11 protein-coding genes are annotated in these 17356 nt (G+C 72.4%); 4 read left to right on the top strand and 7 right to left on the bottom strand.

The window, feature by feature from the left end; translation table 11 throughout:
- Positions 1–5: 5 nt before the first annotated feature.
- Genes OG738_RS22645 through OG738_RS22635 form a run of 3 tightly spaced genes read right to left on the bottom strand, consistent with a single transcriptional unit; the run spans position 6 to position 2467 of the window.
- Complete coding sequence (locus tag OG738_RS22645; protein ID WP_329056395.1) at positions 6–662, bottom strand: histidine phosphatase family protein; 657 nt, start codon at positions 660–662, stop codon at positions 6–8.
- Entirely contained in the window at positions 663–1718 is a 1056-nt protein-coding gene (locus tag OG738_RS22640) for a phosphotransferase family protein (RefSeq protein WP_329056394.1), read from the bottom strand.
- Complete coding sequence (locus tag OG738_RS22635; protein ID WP_329056393.1) at positions 1715–2467, bottom strand: SDR family oxidoreductase; 753 nt, start codon at positions 2465–2467, stop codon at positions 1715–1717. The genes OG738_RS22640 and OG738_RS22635 overlap by 4 nt, the downstream gene beginning before the upstream one ends.
- A 468-nt stretch (positions 2468–2935) precedes the next feature.
- Here OG738_RS22635 and OG738_RS22630 point away from each other — a divergent pair, with 468 nt between their 5' ends.
- A complete protein-coding gene (locus OG738_RS22630; RefSeq protein WP_329056392.1) occupies positions 2936–3862 on the top strand; it encodes a hypothetical protein in 927 nt (308 codons plus the stop codon).
- Between the two features lie 19 nt (positions 3863–3881).
- Here OG738_RS22630 and OG738_RS22625 read toward each other — a convergent pair whose 3' ends face one another.
- Positions 3882–6836 carry a helix-turn-helix transcriptional regulator gene (locus OG738_RS22625; protein ID WP_329056391.1) on the bottom strand — a complete coding sequence of 985 codons (2955 nt, stop codon included), beginning with the start codon at positions 6834–6836 and terminating at the stop codon, positions 3882–3884.
- Between the two features lie 75 nt (positions 6837–6911).
- Here OG738_RS22625 and OG738_RS22620 point away from each other — a divergent pair, with 75 nt between their 5' ends.
- Positions 6912–7235 carry a nuclear transport factor 2 family protein gene (locus OG738_RS22620; protein ID WP_329056390.1) on the top strand — a complete coding sequence of 108 codons (324 nt, stop codon included), beginning with the start codon at positions 6912–6914 and terminating at the stop codon, positions 7233–7235.
- Here OG738_RS22620 and OG738_RS22615 read toward each other — a convergent pair.
- Entirely contained in the window at positions 7230–8864 is a 1635-nt protein-coding gene (locus OG738_RS22615) for an acyl-CoA synthetase (protein ID WP_329056389.1), read from the bottom strand. The genes OG738_RS22620 and OG738_RS22615 overlap by 6 nt on opposite strands.
- Before the next feature lie 150 nt (positions 8865–9014).
- Here OG738_RS22615 and OG738_RS22610 point away from each other — a divergent pair, with 150 nt between their 5' ends.
- Complete coding sequence (locus OG738_RS22610) at positions 9015–10703, top strand: bifunctional 3'-5' exonuclease/DNA polymerase (protein ID WP_329056387.1); 1689 nt, start codon at positions 9015–9017, stop codon at positions 10701–10703.
- A gap of 40 nt (positions 10704–10743) precedes the next feature.
- Here the strand turns inward: OG738_RS22610 and OG738_RS22605 are convergent, their stop codons facing one another.
- The gene (locus tag OG738_RS22605) at positions 10744–12507 is read right to left on the bottom strand and encodes a sialidase family protein (protein WP_329056386.1); all 1764 of its coding nucleotides are present in this window, start codon (positions 12505–12507) and stop codon (positions 10744–10746) included.
- Positions 12508–12621: 114 nt separating this feature from the next.
- Between OG738_RS22605 and OG738_RS22600 the strand changes: the two genes are divergently transcribed.
- The gene (locus OG738_RS22600) at positions 12622–13371 is read left to right on the top strand and encodes a TIGR03084 family metal-binding protein (protein ID WP_329056385.1); all 750 of its coding nucleotides are present in this window, start codon (positions 12622–12624) and stop codon (positions 13369–13371) included.
- Here OG738_RS22600 and hrpA read toward each other — a convergent pair.
- Positions 13368–17252 carry an ATP-dependent RNA helicase HrpA gene (gene hrpA / locus OG738_RS22595; RefSeq protein ID WP_329056384.1) on the bottom strand — a complete coding sequence of 1295 codons (3885 nt, stop codon included), beginning with the start codon at positions 17250–17252 and terminating at the stop codon, positions 13368–13370. The two genes, OG738_RS22600 and hrpA, sit on opposite strands and share 4 nt — an antisense overlap.
- Between the last annotated feature and the right edge of the window lie 104 nt (positions 17253–17356).

Raw genomic sequence — 17356 nt, 5'->3', positions numbered from 1 at the left:
GTCTCCTACCGGTAGGTGAGCAGCGAAGCCGCGTCGGCCTCGAAGTGCGGGTGCTCGTTGAAGGACAGCATCGTGACGCCGCCGCGGCCGGACACCAGCTTCGTGATGCCGCCGTTGACCGTGACGCGGTTGAGCTTGAGCAGCCCGGCTTCGGGCGTGCCCATGAGCAGGCCGCAGAGCGTGGCGATCACGCCGCCGGAGGTGAACACGACCGCGTGCTCGCCCTTGCCCAGCGACGCCACCAGGTCTTCGAGCGCCCCGCGACAGCGCGCGAGGAACGCGGGCCACGTCTCGGCGCACGGCCCGGCGGCGCCCGCCGAAGTCCACGCCGTCAGGGCCGCGTCGAGAACCCCTTGGTACGCGCGGGAATCCTCCTGCGGCGCACCCCCGGCGTGGTGCAGCGCGATGTCGACATGGTCGTACTCGTTCCAGCGCGGGTCCTCGACGACCGGGACGACCGCGCCGAGCACCTTCAGCGCCGTCGCCGCGGTGTCCCGCTGCCGCGCCAGCGTTCCCGACCGGACCTGGCTGAACGAGACCTCGCGCCGCAGCAGTTCCGCACCGACCACAGTGGACTGTTCGAAGCCGCGCGGCGACAGCGCGTCGTAGTCCTCGGCGCCGAACGACGCCTGCCCGTGCCGGACCAGGTAGATCGCGCCCACTCAGACCCGTCCCTTCGCGATGATCTCGCGGCAGCGCCAGTCGAGGTACCCGACGAACTGCCAGAAGTCCTTGAACGCCGGGTTGCGGGTGGCGCCGTCGTGGTAGCGCCGGTACAGCTGCTGCAGCACCGCGGCGAGCCGGAACAGACCGTAGACCTCGTAGAACCGCCAGTCGCCGATCGGCAGGCCCGTCTTTTCCGCGTACCGCGTGACGAATTCCTCGCGCGTGAACGTCCCCGGCAGGTGCGTCGGCTGACGGCGGCTCGCCTGCATGACGTCGTCGTCCCCGGCCTCGACCCAGTAGGCGAGCATGCTGCCCAGCTCCATCAGCGGGTCGCCGAGCGTGGCCATCTCCCAGTCGAGGACGCCGACGATGTTCAGCGTCGACGGCCCGTCGAGGACCAGGTTGTCGAGCCGGTAGTCGTTGTGGATCAGGCAGATCTTGACCTCGCCGGGCTGATTCGAAGCCAGCCACGAGCGGACCTCGGCGAAGTCGCCGACGTTGTCCGTGCGCGCCGCGGCGTACCGGTCCGACCAGCCGCGGATCTGCCGCTCGACGTACCCCGCGCCCTTGCCGAGGTCGGCCAGCCCGGCCTTCTCGACGTCGACGGCGTGCAGGTCCACGAGCCGGTCGACGACCTTGCCGGACAGCTCGCGCGTCTGCTCGGGCGTCAGCGTCATGCCCGCCGGCAGGTCGCCGCGCAGGATCAGGCCGTCGAGCTTCTCCATGACGTAGAAGTCGCCGCCGAGCACGGCCGGGTCGTCGCCGAACGCCAGCATCCGCGGCACGTACGGGAACACCGGCTTCAGCGCGTGCTGCACGCGGTACTCGCGCCGCATGTCGTGCGCCGACGCCGCCTTGTGGCCGGCCGGCGGGCGGCGCAGGATCAGCTCGCGGCCGGGGTAGGTCAGCAGGTAGGTCAGGTTGGACGCGCCGCCGGGGAACTGCCGGACGCTCGGCGGCTCGTCGCCGAGGCCCTCGACCCGCTCGGCCAGCCAGGCGTGCACCGCGGCCGCGTCGAAGGCGTCTTCCTCGCGCACCTCGATGGTCGTCACGCGAACCTCCGCAGCACCGAGGCCGGCACCACGCGCATCGCGAGGCTCAACGGCACCCACGGCCACGCCGGGACGTAGGCCCGCGCCCGCTCGGCCTCGACCGCCTTGGCCAGCGCCCGCGCGCCGCTCTCGGCCTTGGCCAGCAACGGGTTCCGGCCGATCCGGTCGTTCATCTCGGACTCGATGTACCCCGGCCGGATGTCGGTGACCGCGATGCCCTTGCGCTTCAGTTCCAGCCGCGTGCCGTCGACGAACGCCGAGATCCCGGCCTTCGAAGCGGCGTACGCGGTCAAGTTGCCCGGCAGGCCGCGGATCGCGCTGAACGACGAGACGACGGCGAGGTGCCCGGCGCCCTGCGCGCGGAAGATCCCGGCGGCGGCCTCGATCTGGGCGGCGGCCGCGACGAAGTTGACCTCGAGGGTCTGCCGGTTGGCGTCGAAGCGGCCCTTGCCGACCGGCTGCCCCTTGCCGAGCCCGGCGTTCACGATCACCCGGTCGAGGGACCCCAGCTCGGCGCGGAACTCCTCGAAGACCGCGAAGACGCTGTCGTGGTCGGTGACGTCGAGCTTGCGCGTGACGACCTTGATCCCGGGGTGCGCCGCGGTCAGCTCGGCGGCCAGCTTTTCGAGCCGGTCGGTGCGCCGCGCGCAGAGTGCGAGGTTGCGTCCTCTCGCGGCGAACTGGCGGGCCATGCCTTCGCCCAACCCGCTGCTCGCGCCGGTGATCAGGATGTTCTTCCGGATCGTCATGTCCGGGATGCTACCCGCTGGTAATAAGACCGGTGGCCCGGCGCTGGGGGCGTCGCCGGGCCACCGGTCATCGCGCGGCCACCCCGACCGGTCGCACAACGCGGCCGGGTGAGCCGGAGCCGTTCGTCCACGGCTGTCGCCCGCACCCGGATGGGCCGTGAGGGGGGAGGCGGAGCCACCGGCGCGGGCAAGTCATACAAGCGCGTCCGCCCAGGCCGGGGCAATGGTTCACAGTTGCCAGTACTAGCCCGTTCGCCCGAGTGGACGCGCGGCCCCGGACCACCGGCCGTCCCGGCGAGGAGGGCAGAAGATCCTGCTGCTGTGCCATTCGTTACCAATCCGACAGCAGCCACGGCGGAAACCGGCACTTGGGCAGATCGGCCGCGGACCGTGTCCGCCTGCTTTCGGCCGGATTGGTAACGTGCACCGTGTCGGGGATCGTCGGGGGCGTTACGGGGCGGGTCGGCCATGGCGGGCAGCACGGCGGGCGGTCAGCAGGGTGAGCGCACCGCGTTCGCCACCCACCTGCGCGCGGCGATCGCCACGAGCGGGCTCTCGCTCGACCGGATCCAGGCGCGGCTGCGCGCCCGCGGCGTCGTCGTCAGCGTCACCGCCCTCAGTTATTGGCAGTCCGGCAAGCGCCAGCCCGAGCGGCCGAGCTCGATTTCCGCCGTCCGCACGCTGGAAGAGATCCTCGACGTCCCCGCCGGGTCGTTGCTCGGCCTGCTGCCGCCGCCCCGGCCGCGCGGCGGTGCCGGCAAGCGCCAGGCGGGCGGCGAACCCCTGACGTTCCCCCGCGAGACGCTGCAGCCGCTGCTGGACAAGGTCGGCGCGCCGGACGCGCTCGAACGCCAGCACCCGCTGAAGCTGGTCGGGCTGCACGACCTGTGCGAGATCGCCGCGGACGGCGGCCAGCGCGCGGTCACCGCGCGCGCGGTGTTCCAGGCAGGCGCGGACGGCCAGGACCGCTGGCTGCTCGTCTACACCCAGGACGACCCGGCGGCCGGCGCGCCGGACCTGCACGCGGTGCGCAACTGCCGCGTCGGCCGCGCCGAGGTGGACGAGGCGCACGGCCTGATCGTCGCCGAGCTGATCTTCGACCAGCCGATCGACCGCGGCGAGACGCACCTGATCGAGTACACGCTGACCAACGGCGGCCCGCCGTACCCGGAGTGCCGCAACACCTACTACCGCGAGTTCCGGCGTCCGGTCCGCGAGTACCTGCTGGAGGTCCGGTTCGCGCCGGGCACGGCCCCCGACCGCTGCTGGCAGTACGCCCGGGGCGGCGGCACCGGGTCCCGCACCCGGCGCCCGCTCAAGCTCGACGGCGGCGACGGCGTGCACGCGGTGGCCCTGGACTTCGGCCCCGGCGTCTTCGGCATCGACTGGGACTGACGTACCCCGACGGTCGGCGTCAGCCCAGGTGCGGTGCCGCGACGGTCGCCAGCTCGGTGCGGTTCGCGATGCCCAGCTTGGCGTAGACGTGCGCGAGGTGCGTCTTCACCGTGCCGCGGCTCATGAACAGCCGGGCGCCGATCTCCGGGTTCGTGCAGCCCTCCGCCGCGAGCTTCACGACCGCCAGCTCGGTCGGCGTCAGGCTGCCCCAGCCGCTTGACGGCCGGCCGCGCGCGCCTCGCGTCCGGCGGACGAACGCGAGGACGTCGTCGAGGCTCATCGGCGCGTCGCCGGTCGCGAGCCCGAGCGCGTCCAGCTCCTCCTGCTCCGCCGGGCGTCGCGGAAAGCCCAGGTCAGAGCGAGCGCGGGTGGCCGAGACGAGCACCCGCGCGGCGTCGGCCTCGCGGCCGGTGCGGGCGAGCAGCGTGGTCAGCGCGTCCAAGCTGTCCAGGACACCCCGGCGAAGACCGTGGTCGACGCGCAGCGTCAGCGCTTCGTGGTGCAACTCGGCGGCCTGCTCCGGCCCGGCCAGGTAGCCCTGCTGGTCGAGGGCGTCGGCCAGGGCCGACGGCAGGACCCAGCGCCGGGTCAGCTCGACGGCGGTGGCGAGCACCTCCGCGGCCTCCTCGGCCCGGCCCAGCGCACGCAGCACGGCACCGCGTTCGGCGAGCCCCTGCGACGCCATGTACGTCCCGGGGACGGCTTCGCGCTCGAACCAGCGCGCGGCCTCTTCCCACGCACCGCGACGCCGGTGCAGCTCGCCCAGCACGCCCGCCATGCCCGGCACGAAGACGTCGCCCGCGGTCTCGAGGAGCCGCAGGAACGGCTCCATCACGCGGAATCCGGCGTCGACGTCGCCGGCCAGGCAGTGCACCATCGCCAGCCGGCACAGCGTGGTGTTGACGCGGTGGAAGTCGCCGAGCGGCGCGGCGATCTCGACGGCGCGCTCGGCGAGTTCGCGCGCCCGCGGCAGGTCCGCCGCCGCGAGCGCACTCGCCGACCGGGCACTGAGGACGGTCGACGCGAGGCCGCGATCGCCCCGGCGAAGCAGCCCTTCGGCCGCTTCGGCAAGCAGGGGGTCGGCTTCGTCGTGCCGGTCCCGGGCGTGGAGGACGATCCCGCGCAGCATCAACGCACTGTCGCGGGCGAAGCCATCCGTTCCCGCGGCTTTCTCAGCTTCGAGGGCGAGGTCCCAGGCGGCGTCGAAGTCGGTGTAGAGGTGCCCAAGAGCCGACAGCGACAGGCACCGCGCGCGCAGCCCCGTTTCGCCGAGTTCGGTGGCGATCTCGAGGCCCAGCCGGGCGGCTTCGGAGTCGAACGGCGCGGTCGTGTCCGCGACCAGGCCCATCCCGGTGAGCAGCCGGGCCTGCAGCGGCGAACGCTCGTCCGGGCAGCGGGCGACCGCGCGCTTCAGGTACGCCAGGCCCTCGTGGCCGCGGCCCCGCAGGTTCCACAGCCACGCGACGGCCGCGGCGAGCCGCCGTCCGCGCGTCGGATCTTCCTTGGCCAGCCCCCATTCCAGGGCCGCACGCAGGTTGTCACGCTCGGGTTCCATCCGCGCGCGCCAGGCGTCCTTGTCCCGGTCGAGGTCGGGTTCGGCGGCCTCGGCGAGTGCGAGGAAGTGGTCGAGGTGGCGGTCGCGGGCGGCGTCGGCCTCCCCCGCCTCGGCCAGCTTCGCCGCCGCGTACTCGCGCAACGTCTCCAGCATCCGGTAGCGGCCGTTTTCGGCCAGTACCAGGGACTTGTCGACCAGCCGGCCCAGTGCGGGCAGCACGGCCGGGCCGCCCGCCGCGTCGAGCGTGAACCCGCCGGCGAAGACGGCCAGCCGGCGGAACACGGCGCGGTCTTCGTCGTCGAGCTGGTCGTGGCTCCACGCGATCGACGCGGCCAGGGTCCGCTGCCGCGCCGGCACCCCGCGCGGGCCGCGGGTGAGCAGCGCGAACCGGTCGTCGAGACCGGCGTCGATCTGGTGCGGGGCAAGGGTTCCGAGCCACGCGGCGGCGAGCTCGACGGCCAGCGGGATGCCGTCGAGCCGGGCGCAGACCGACCGGACGGCGGCCGCGCTCGAAGTGTCCAAAGTGAACAGTGGCCGCACCGCGCCGGCCCGTTCGACGAACAGCGCGACGGCCTCCTCGACGGCCAGCGGCGGCACCCGCAAGACCGTCTCCCCCGGCACGCCGACGGGCTCCCGGCTGGTCGTCAGCAGCGCGACCTCGGGGCACGCCCGGAGCAGCTCGACGGCGAGGTCCGCGGCGCCGTCGAGGGCCTGTTCGCAGTTGTCGAGGCAGAGCAGGACCCGGCGGTCCCGCAGCTCCGTCGCAATCGAGCGGGCCGCGCCCGCGTGCGGCTCCACCGGCACGCCGAGCGTCGTGGCGACCAGTTCGGCGACCTCGGCGCGGCCGGTGACGGCGTCCAGCTCGACCCACCACACGCCGTCCGGCCACCGTCCGGCGGCCGCGGCCGCCACCTGAGCGGCCAGCCGCGTCTTGCCGCTGCCGCCCGGCCCGGCGAGCGTGACGAGCCGGCCACCGGCCAGCCGTCCCCGGACTTCGCGGACCTCGGTCTCGCGGCCGACGAACCCGGTCAGCTGCACGGGGAGGTTGTTCGGGACGGCGTCGAGCGACCGCAGCGGCGCGGGCGTCCCGCCGAGCTGGAAGATCCGCTCCGGCGCGGTGAGGTCCGGCAGCCGGTGGACGCCGAGGTCGTGCAGGGTGACGCCGTCGAGGGCCATCGCGGTCGCGGCCGAGACGAGCGTCCGGCCGTCGGCCAGCTCACGCAGCTGTTCGCAGCGCCGGACGGCGGGGCCGGCCGGGGTGCCGTCGTCGCGGATCAGCGCGTCGCCGGTGTGGAGGGCAGCGGGGCTGCCGGTCAGCGCCGCGAGGGCTTCCTCGGGCGTCGCGAAGGCGGCCGGGGGCGCGTCGCCGGCGCACAGGATGGTGACCGTGCCCGCGGGGAGGAGGTTCGTCTCGGTCATGGCCCGGTCAGTCTGCCAGCGAACCTCGGCCAGGTGGCCGATGTTGCGGCACGCGGCGGCTGCGACCTTCAGGACGTGGAGACGTTCGAAGAGCTGCTGACCCGCTGGCGGGACGCGGAGGCCCGCGGCGACACCCGCGCGTGGGAGCCGCTGCTGGCCCCCGACTTCCGCGGCGACGGCCCCTCCGGGCGCGTGCTCGACCGCGACGCCTGGCCGGGGCGGGCCCCGGCGGGCGCGTTCCGCTGGACGACCCTGCGGGTGACGCCGTCGGTCGGCGTCGCGACCGGGCACCGCGACGGCGCGGGCTGCACGGTGGTGGCGGCCCGCCGCGGCGGACGCTGGCAGATCGTCAACGTCCAGCGCGGAGCGTCCCCGGCCGTCGTGACCGGCGGCTCATGACAACTTGGTCCGGAGCACCTTCCCGGTCGCGTTGCGCGGCAGCTCGTCCAGGAACTCGACGTCGCGGGGCACCTTGTAGCGCGCCAGGTTCGCCTTGACGTAGTCGCGGACGCCCTCGACGTCGAGCTTCGAATCCTCGGTGCGCACGACGAACGCCTTGAGCCGCTGGCCGAACTCCGGGTCCTCGACCCCGATCACCGCCGCCTCGACCACGTCCTCACGTTCGACCAGGAGGTTCTCCACCTCGATCGGGAAGACGTTCTCACCGCCGGAGACGATCATCTCGTCGTCGCGGCCGTCGATGAAGAGCAGGCCGTCGTCGTCGAAGTGGCCGACGTCGCCGCTGGAGAGCAGGCCGTCGATGATCTCCTTGTGGCGGCCGTCGGTGTAGCCGCCGAAGCTGAGGCCGCTGCCGACGAACACCCGGCCGGTGACGTTCGGCTGCGTGATCTTCGTGCCTTTTTCGTCGTACAGCGCCACCTTGCAGCCGACCGGCGCGCGGCCGACCGTGCCCGGGGCCTTCGCCCAGTCCTCCGGCGTCGCGACCGTCGCCACCGCGACCTCGGTGGAGCCGTAGAGGTTGTGCACGACCGGGCCGAACGCCTCGTTCGCGCGGTTGCCGAGGTCCGGCGACAGGGCCGAGCCGGCGACGAAGATGATCCGCAGCGCCGACGTGTCGTACTTCTCCCGGACGTCCTTCGGCAGGTCGACGATGCGCTGCAGCATGGTCGGCACCAGCACGAGCGCGGTGCACCGGTGCTCGGCGACGCCGCGCAGCGCCTCCTCCGGCGTGAACTTGCGGCGCATCACGACCTTCGAACCGAGCGCGAAGGACAGGATGAACTGCGAGAGCCCGGTGCCGTGGAACAGCGGCGCACCCATGTAGGTGGCTTCGTTGGACCGCAACGGGATCCGGTCGAGGAACTGCGCGGACGCGAGTGCCGAGGTGTGCGGCCGCGGCGCGCCCTTCGGCGTGCCGGTGGTGCCGCTGGTCAGCAGCACGAACCCGCCCGGCTTGGCCGGTGCGGGCCACGGCCGGTCGTCGGTGCTGGCGATGATCTCCGACAGCACCGGCACGTCGCGGTCGGTGAGGTCGCTGTCCGGGTCGACCCAGGCCAGGTAGCGCTCGACGCCGTCCGGGATCGCGTCGAGCAGGCCGGTGAACTCCTGGTCGTACACCAGCGCGGTGACGCCCTCGCGCTTCGCGACGTCGGCGAGCTGCGGCTTCGCGAAGCCGGTGTTCATGAGCAGCAGGCGGACGCCGAGCTTGCCCGACGCGGCCATCGTGATGACCAGGCCGCGGTGGTCGCGACACAGCGCGGCGACGACCTGGCCGGGCTTGATCCCGCGCTGTGACCACGCCCTGGCCAGTGCGTTCGACTGGTCGTCGAGCTGCTTGTAGGTCAGCGGGCCGAGCTCGTCGACGATGCCGACGGCGGTCGGGTCGCGGCGCGCCGAGATGTGGTTCGCGCCGGCGAACGGACCGAACCTGCGCAGCGCGACGAGCGACCGGACCCCCTCGTCGAGCCGGGGGAAGGGGACGAGACCCGCCCGCCGCATCACGTCCACGCTGCGCGCCGTCTCCGCCACCTTGTCCGCCACCTGCGTGGCGAGCTCGACCAGGCTCATCCAGGCACCTCCGTTGCTGCGGGGAAGAGCGCCCACGCCGACGGCGGCGTACCGGCGGTATGGGAGCTACTGGACAGTAAACCAACGACGTCGCGAGCGCACCAGACGCGTGCTCCGCTTTTTGTCGGTGGTGGCCGTCATGATGTCTTCGTGCAGGTGATCGCCGGGCGGGAGGAGGATGGGAGCTTCACCGTGCACACGCCGTCGTCGACGGCGAACGGCCTGGACGAGGTGGGTTTCGCGGCGCTGGCCCGGGAGCTGGAGACGTCGGTGCGGCCGCGTTGGGTGTTCCCCTCGGTGGAGCTGGTGTACCCGGTGCTCGTGGCCGCCGGGCTGCGGATCGGACGCTGCTACGACCTCGCGCTCGCCGAGGGGTTGCTGCTGGCGTACGAGGGTGCCGACGGGCAGTCGCGGAGCCTGCGCGCGGCCTGGGCCAGGGCGAACGGCGAGGAACCACCCCCGGATTCCGCGGCCGTCGAGCTGGCGCAGCCGACGTTGTTCGAGACGAGGGCGCCGACGCTGCCCGAGGGCGTGACGGTCGTCACGGCGGTCCGGCGCGTGCTCGCGGAGCAGGACCGGCGGGTCGCCGCGGCCGAGCACCCGGACCGGCTGCGGCTGCTGCTCGCCGCGGAGTCGGCGAGCGCGCTGGCCGCGGTCGAGATGTCCGCCGACGGCCTGCCGTGGCGCGCCGACCTGCACGAAGAGCTGCTGGTTTCCCGGCTCGGCCCGCGGGTGCGCGCCGGTGAGCGGCCGAAGGTGCTGGTGGAGCTGGCCGCGAAGATCAGCGAGGCGTTCGGCGGGCGGCCGGTCAACCCGGATTCGCCGCCGAGCGTGGTCAAGGCGCTCGCCCGGGCCGGGATCGAGGTGCCGGCGGCGCGGAAGTACCTGCTGAAGGGGATCGATCATCCCGCCGTCGCGCCGTTGCTGGAGTACAAGGAGCTGGCCCGGCTGTTCGCCGCGAACGGCTGGGCGTGGCTCGACGAGTGGGTCTCCGACGGCCGGTTCCGCCCGCACTACGTCGTCGGCGGAGTGGTGTCCGGGCGCTGGGCCAGCCGCGGCGGCGGCGCGCTGCAGATCCCGAAGGTGCTGCGCACGTGCGTCCGCGCCGACCCGGGCTGGAAGCTGGTCGTGGCCGACGCGGCCCAGCTGGAACCGCGGGTGCTGACAGCGCTGTCGGGCGACCGTCGGCTGGCCGACGTCGCGGCGGCGACGGACCTGTACGCCCGCCTGGGCGAGGCGCTGTTCTCCGGCGCCCGCTGGGTCCCGGCCGCCGACGACGACCGCGACGACCGGGCCCGCGCGAAGATCGCGATGCTCTCGGCGATGTACGGCGGCACGTCCGGCGAGGCGGGGCCGCTGCTTGCCCTGCTGCGCCAGCGGTTCCCGGACGCGGTGTCCTATGTGGAGCACGCCGCCCAGGCGGGCGAACGCGGCGAGCGCGTCCGGTCGCGGCTGGGCCGGACTTCCCCGGCACCGTCGGCCGCTTGGCGCGCGCTGACCGGCGGCCTGGCTTCGGACGAAGCCGCGGAGCTGAAAGCCCGGCGCGCGTCCCGGGGCTGGGGCCGGTTCACGCGCAACTTCGTCGTCCAGGCGAGCGCGGCCGACATGACGGCGGTGCTGCTGGCCACGCTGCGCCGTCGCCTCCCCGACCCGGCGCACCTGGTGTTCTTCCAGCATGACGAGGTCATCGTCCACACCCCGGCCGCACTGGCCCCGGAAGTGACGACGGCGATCACGGACTCGGTGACCGAGGCGGCTCGCCTGCTGTTCGGCCCGGCGTGCCCGGTCCGTTTCCCCCTGCACATCGCCCCGGTCGACACCTACGCCGACGCGAAGTGAGCCGTGCCGACCGGTTGAACCGGCCGACACGGCATCGCCGCTACGGGAACATCGAGAGGCTCTGGGTCACGACGTCCTGGTTCGGCAGGGTCCTGCCCGGGTTGCCGCGGAAGTCGGTCCAGCACGGGTACAGCCGGAAGTCGGCGCCGACCGCCGCCGCCGTGTAGTCGCCGATGAACACGCCCTGCAGTTCCTTGCCGGTCACCGCGCCGGTCGAAACGAACTGCACCTGCGGGTTCGACGTCTGCGTCGTGATGCGCCGGATCGGACCGGTCGCGTCGCCCCAGCCGGTGGCGTACGCGTAGTCGAGCCCGATGCCCTGCGCGTCGTAGGCGCGGGTGTAGAAGGTGACCGCGACGCGCCCGGCCCGGGCCGCGACGGCCGGGAACACCTCGTCGGCGCCCGTGCCGATCTTCGCCGGCTTCGACCAGCCGTGCCGGCCGTCGGAGCCGCTGAGGAACGCGTCGCCGTTCGTCTTGACCGACACGCCGTCGCGGTAGGTGCCGTTGCGGTCGTCGGCCCAGGTGACCCACAGGTGGTCGGTGACGCGGTCGTAGGTCAGCTGCGGGAAGCTGTTGACCCGGAAGTTCTCCCCGGTCAGCGCGTTGTTGGCGACGTCTTCGTTCACCGGGAAGTCGAAGTCGAGGCCGACCTCGGCGTGCCGGAACGTCCGGCCGCCGTCGCGCGAGGTCGCCACGACGACGGCGTCGTGGTCGGCGGGCTGGTCGCAGGCGGCCGTGGCGCACACCGACGTCTCGTAGGCGATCTGCAGCGTCCCGTCGCGGGTGACGACCGGGTTCGAGCCGCTGCCGAACGGCGTGATCCCGCCGTGGAAACCGGTCAGCGTAGGCGAAACCCGGCGCATCGGCGACCACGTCCGTCCGAAGTCGCCCGACTTCGACAGCACGATCGGCGACTCGACGAAGTTCCCGCCGGCGTCGTAGGTGAACTGCGTCCAGGTGACGTAGACCGTGCCCGTCACCGGGTCGGCGGCGATCCACTCCTTGTCGTTGAAGATGTTCGTGGGCGTCGGTGTGCCGGCCGGCGTGACGCCGTCGAGGTGCAGGATCGCCGGGTCGCCGAAGCTGCGGCCGCCGTCGTGGGACACCGACACGGCGATGCCGCTGGCGAGCTGCTGGGTGTCCGGGACCGCCGCCCGGCTGAACACGAGCGTCGCGTAGTAGACGGTGTTGTGCGGTCCGAACGCGATGGCCGGGTCACCCGCAGCGTCCATGTAGGACAGTGGCGCGGCCGCCCCGGTCGGGAAGTCCAGGTGCAGCAGCTGGACGTTCGCCCAGGTCCGGCCGCCGTCGAACGACGTGTAGGCGAAGCCGCCGGAGTCGTTGCGGGACTCTCGGGTGTTGTAGAGCCGGTAGTCGTTCGAGCCCGCGACGATGTTGCGCGGGTTCTCCGGGTTGACGGCGATGGTCGTCTCGTTCTGGGCGGTGCTGCACCCGGTCTGGCTGCCGGTCGGCACGATGGTGTCGCCGTCGATGACGTCGTTGTTCGGCGCGAGCGGCCGGTACGGGTTCGGCTTGCCGAGGTAGGTCTGGCAGAGCGCGGACAGCGCGGGATCGTCGCCGTCCTGCTCTTCCTCGTCGGCGAACTGCTCCTTGAGCAGCGGGTTCGGCACGTCGTGGTGCGCCTCGGCGATCTTGTGCTTGCTGTGCGCGGATTCGCCGGGCAGCGGCGGTCCGCCGCCGGCGGCGTGCGCGGCGGGCGCGAGCACGACGGCGAGCGGCAGCACGAGCGCGGTGAGCGTGGCGAAGATTCTTCGTTTGGCGGACGTTTCGCCCAAGGACATCGGAAGGTCCCTTCCCAGGAGGTCTTCAGCCGTCCCAGGCTTGACGCCCGCGCGGGCACGGTCAACCGACGGAAGTCCGGATCCGGACATACCGGTTTTCGGTAGCCTGGCCCGGTGATCGACTACGGCCTCGACCTGTCCGCGGTGGAGCGCGACCGCGCGCTGCCCGATCTGGTGACCGAAGGGGACGAACTCGACGCCCTCGTCTCGGCGGCGCAAGACTGGTCCCGGCCCACTCCGGCGGCCGGGTGGACGATCGCCCACCAGATCGCGCACCTCGCGGCCGCCGACGCGAACGTGCTCGTCGCCGTCCGGACCCCGGAGGCCTTCGACGCCACGCCGAAGGACGCCGACCTCGAAGCCGCGGCGGGCGCGGGCGAGCCGCGATCGGCGCTGCTGGAACGCTGGCGCACCGGCCGGGCCGAAGTGGCCGCGGCCTTGCGTGACCTACCCCTGGACCAGGCGTTCCCGTGGCTCGGCTCGGACGTGACCGTGAGGCTGATGGTGCCGCTCCGGCTGATGGAAACGTGGGCGCACGGGCAGGACGTCTTCGACACCCTCGGCGTGGCGCACCGGCCGACCGCCCGGCTCCGGCACGTGGCTTCGCTCGGCGTGGAAGGGCGGACGCTGTCGTTCTCCGCGGCCGAGCTGCCGATCCCGGCCGAGCCGTTCCGGGTGGAACTGACCGGCCCCGGCGGCGAAACCTGGACGTGGGGCCCGGACGACGCCGCGCAGCGGATCCGGGGCAGCGCGCTCGGCTTCTGCCTCCGGGTCACCCGGCGCCGCGCGCTGTCCGAGACCGACCTCACGGCGATCGGCGAAGACGCGCGGAAGTGGCTGGAAGTCGCGCGGGTCTTCCTCTAGGCCAGTGCGTCGTCGATGGCCTTCGTGATCCGCTTCAGCGAGACCGGGTGTGCCGTCCCCAGCGTCTGGGCGAAGAACGACACCCGCAGTTCCTCGATCATCCAGCGCACTTCGTCCAGCGCGGGTGACGACGTGCCCGGCGGCAGCGACGCCAGCGCCTCCCGGTACTCGCCGGTGATCCACGCGATGTCCGCGGTCCGCTGCAGGTCGCGCGTCGGCTCCGAAGCCAGCTTCTCCAGCCGGCGCGAGATGCCCTGCAGGTAGCGGACGACGTTCCGCAGCCGGGACGCGCCCGTCGCCGTCACGAAACCCGGGTAAACGAGCGAAGTGAGCTGCGCCCGGATGTCGGACAGCGACTCCGCGGGGCCGCGGGTCGCCGGGAGCGCCACCTCGACGTCGTTCGCCGCGCGGAGGATCTTCTCGACGTCCGTCAGGACCGCCAGCACTTCCGGGTGCAGGCCCGCGCGGACCTTCTCCAGCAGCACCTTGAAGCCGGTCTCGTCGAACGCCGGGCCGCCGCCGGCCGCCATCAGCGCGTCCACCGCGCAGTCCACGCAGTCTTCGAGCAGCGCCGCCACACTGCCGTGCGGGTTCCGGTTCAGCACCAGCTTCGACGAGTTCGGCAGCGACCGGGTGATGAACTTCATCGGCGAGCTCAGGTTGAGCCGCAGCATCCGCCGCGTGCCCGCCCACATCGCGTGTTCCTGCTGGCCCGGCGTGTCCAGCAGCCGCACGGCCACCGACGCGCCCTCGTCGACCAGCGCCGGGTACGCCTTGACGTCGTGGCCGCGCTGCGTCGACTCGAACACCTTCGGCAGCGAACCGAACGAAGGCTTGGTCAGCCCGGCTTGCTCGAGGGTGTTGGCCGCCTTCGAGATCGTCTCCCGGACCTTCGGCGCCAGCTTCCGTTGCAGCGCCTCGACGTCCTTGCCTTCGGCGACGCGCTTGCCGCGCTCGTCGACCACCCGGAACGTCATCTTCAGGTGGTCCGGCACCGACGAGACGTCCCAGTCGGCGTACGGCACCGTGACGCCACGCAACGCGCGCAGCTCGCGGCCGAGGACCTCCAGCAGCGGACCGTCCGAAGGGGACACTCGCGAAAGGACGTACGCCGCGGTGTCCGGCGCCGGGACGAAGTTGCGCCGCAGCGCCTTCGGCAGCGACTTGATCAGCTGCGTCACCAATTCCTGGCGCAGACCCGGCACCTGCCAGTCGAAGCCGTCCGGCGTCACCTGGTTCAGCACCGGCAGCGGGATGTGCACGGTGACGCCGTCGGCGTCCGCACCCGGCTCGAACTGGTAGGTCAGTGTGAAGACCTGCGTGCCCTGCGTCCACGAGTCGGGGTAGTCGCCTTCGCGGACGCCGCCCGCGGTCTCGTTGATGAGCATGGACTTCTCGAACGAGAGCAGGTCCGGCTGCTCGTGGCGCGTCTTCTTCCACCAGGTGTCGAAGTGGCGCACCGAAACGACGTCCGCCGGGACGCGGGCGTCGTAGAACTCGTACAGCGTCTGGTCGTCGACCAGGATGTCGCGCCGCCGCGCGCGGTTCTCGAGGTCCTCGACCTCCTCCAGCAGCGCCCGGTTCTCGGCGAAGAAGTGGTGGCGCGTCTGCCAGTCACCCTCGACCAGCGCGTGCCGGATGAACAGCGCGCGCGACATTTCCGGGTCGATCCGGCCGTAGTTGACACGGCGGTCGGCGACCAGCGGGACGCCGTAGAGCGTCACCCGCTCCGTCGCCATCACCGCGCCCTGCTTGCGTTCCCAGTGCGGCTCGGAGTAGTTCCGCTTGACGACGTGCCCGGCCAGCGGCTCGACCCACTCGGGCTCGATCCGCGCGTTCACCCGCGCCCACAGCCGCGACGTCTCGACCAGCTCGGCCGACATCACGAACCGCGGCTGCTTCTTGAACAGCGCCGACCCCGGGAAGATGCCGAACCGGGCGCCGCGCGCGCCCAGGTAGTCGCCCTTGGCCGGGTCCTTGAGCCCGATGTGCGAGAGCAGGCCCGCGATGAGCGACGTGTGCACGCGCTGCGGGTCGGCCGGGGCCGTGTTCGTGTTCAGCGAGATGCCGAGCGGTTTCGCGAGCTGACGCAGCTGGCTGAAGATGTCCTGCCACTCGCGCAGGCGCAGGTAGTTCAGGTACTCGGTGCGGCACATCCGGCGGAACTGGTTGCCGGACAACGCCTTCTGCTGCTCGGCGACGTACTCCCAGAGGTTGAGGTACGCCAAGAAGTCCGACGTCGGGTCGGCGAACCGCGCGTGCTGCTGGTCGGCCGCCTGCTGCTTCTCCGCCGGCCGCTCGCGCGGGTCCTGGATGGACAGTGCCGCCGCGATGATCATGACCTCGCGGACGCAGCCGTTCTTCGCGGCTTCCAGCACCATCCGGCCCATCCGCGGGTCGACGGGCAGCTGCGCGAGCTTGCGGCCGATGTCGGTGAGGCTGCGGTCGGAACCGGTGCTGGAGAACGCGCCCAGCTCCTGCAGCAGCCCGACGCCGTCGGCGACCTGGCGGCGGTCCGGCGGCTCGACGAACGGGAACGCCGCGATATCGCCCAGCCCCAGCGACGTCATCTGCAGGATGACCGACGCCAGGTTGGTCCGCAGGATCTCCGGGTCGGTGAACTCCGGCCGCGCCTCGAAGTCCGCTTCGGAATAGAGCCGGATGCAGATGCCGTCCGACGTCCGGCCGCAGCGGCCCTTGCGCTGGTTCGCCGACGCCTGCGACACCGGCTCGATCGGCAGCCGCTGCACCTTGGTGCGGTGGCTGTAGCGCGAGATCCGCGCGGTGCCCGGGTCGACGACGTACTTGATGCCCGGCACGGTCAGCGACGTCTCGGCCACGTTGGTCGCGAGCACGACCCGGCGTCCGGTGTGCTGCTGGAACACCCGGTGCTGGTCGGCCGCCGACAGCCGCGCGTACAGCGGCAGGATCTCGGTGCCCCGCAGGTCGGCGCGGTTGAGGACGTCCGCGGTGTCGCGGATCTCCCGCTCACCGGAGAGGAACACCAGGATGTCGCCGGGGCCTTCGGCGCACAGCTCCTCGACGGCGTCGAGGATGCCTTGGGTCTGGTCGCGTTCGTCGTCGCCCTCGGGATCGTCGGGGTCGACGAGCGGCCGGTAGCGCGTCTCGACCGGGTACGTCCGGCCGGAGACCTCGACGATCGGGGCGTCGTCGAAGTGCTTCGAGAACCGCTCCGGGTCGATCGTCGCCGAGGTGATGATCACCTTGAGGTCGGGGCGGCGCGGCAGCAGCTGCTTGAGGTAGCCGAGGATGAAGTCGATGTTGAGGCTGCGCTCGTGGGCCTCGTCGATGATGAGCGTGTCGTACTGGCGCAGCGACCGGTCGGTCTGGATCTCGGCCAGCAGGATGCCGTCGGTCATCAGCTTGACCAGCGTGTCCTGCCCGGACTGGTCGGTGAACCGCACCTTGTAGCCGACGGCGTCGCCCAGCTCGGTCTTCAGCTCGCTCGCGATCCGGTCGGCGACCGTGCGCGCGGCGAGGCGCCGCGGCTGGGTGTGGCCGATCTGGCCGCGGATGCCGCGGCCGAGCTCGAGGCAGATCTTCGGCAGCTGGGTGGTCTTGCCCGAGCCGGTCTCGCCCGCGACGATCACGACCTGGTGCCGGGCGATCGCCGCGCCGATCTCGTCCTTGAGCTTGCTGACCGGCAGCTCTTCGGGGTACTCGATCTTGGGTACGCTTTCGCGGCGCGACTGGACGCGCAGCTCGGCCTTTTCGACGTCGGCGGAGATCTGCGCGAGGGCGGCGTCGCGATCACGAGCTTTGCGGGCGCCGTCGAGCCGCCGGCGCAGCCGGTGCTCGTCGCGCGGCATCAGCTCGGGCAGGCGCGCACGCAGCGCTTCGAAGGGGGATGGCGTGGACATGCTTGGACCAAGGATAGCCGTGCGTGACGACGCAGGCCTCCCAATTTCCCCGCCGCGTGACCGGGCGCACGCGAAAGGCCCCCGCACCACCTGGTGCGGGGCCT

This window comes from Amycolatopsis sp. NBC_01488 (assembly GCF_036227105.1).
GTDB lineage: Bacteria > Actinomycetota > Actinomycetes > Mycobacteriales > Pseudonocardiaceae > Amycolatopsis.
Note: the sequence above shows the minus strand (reverse complement) of the source record. Positions and strands in the feature narration are given on the sequence as shown.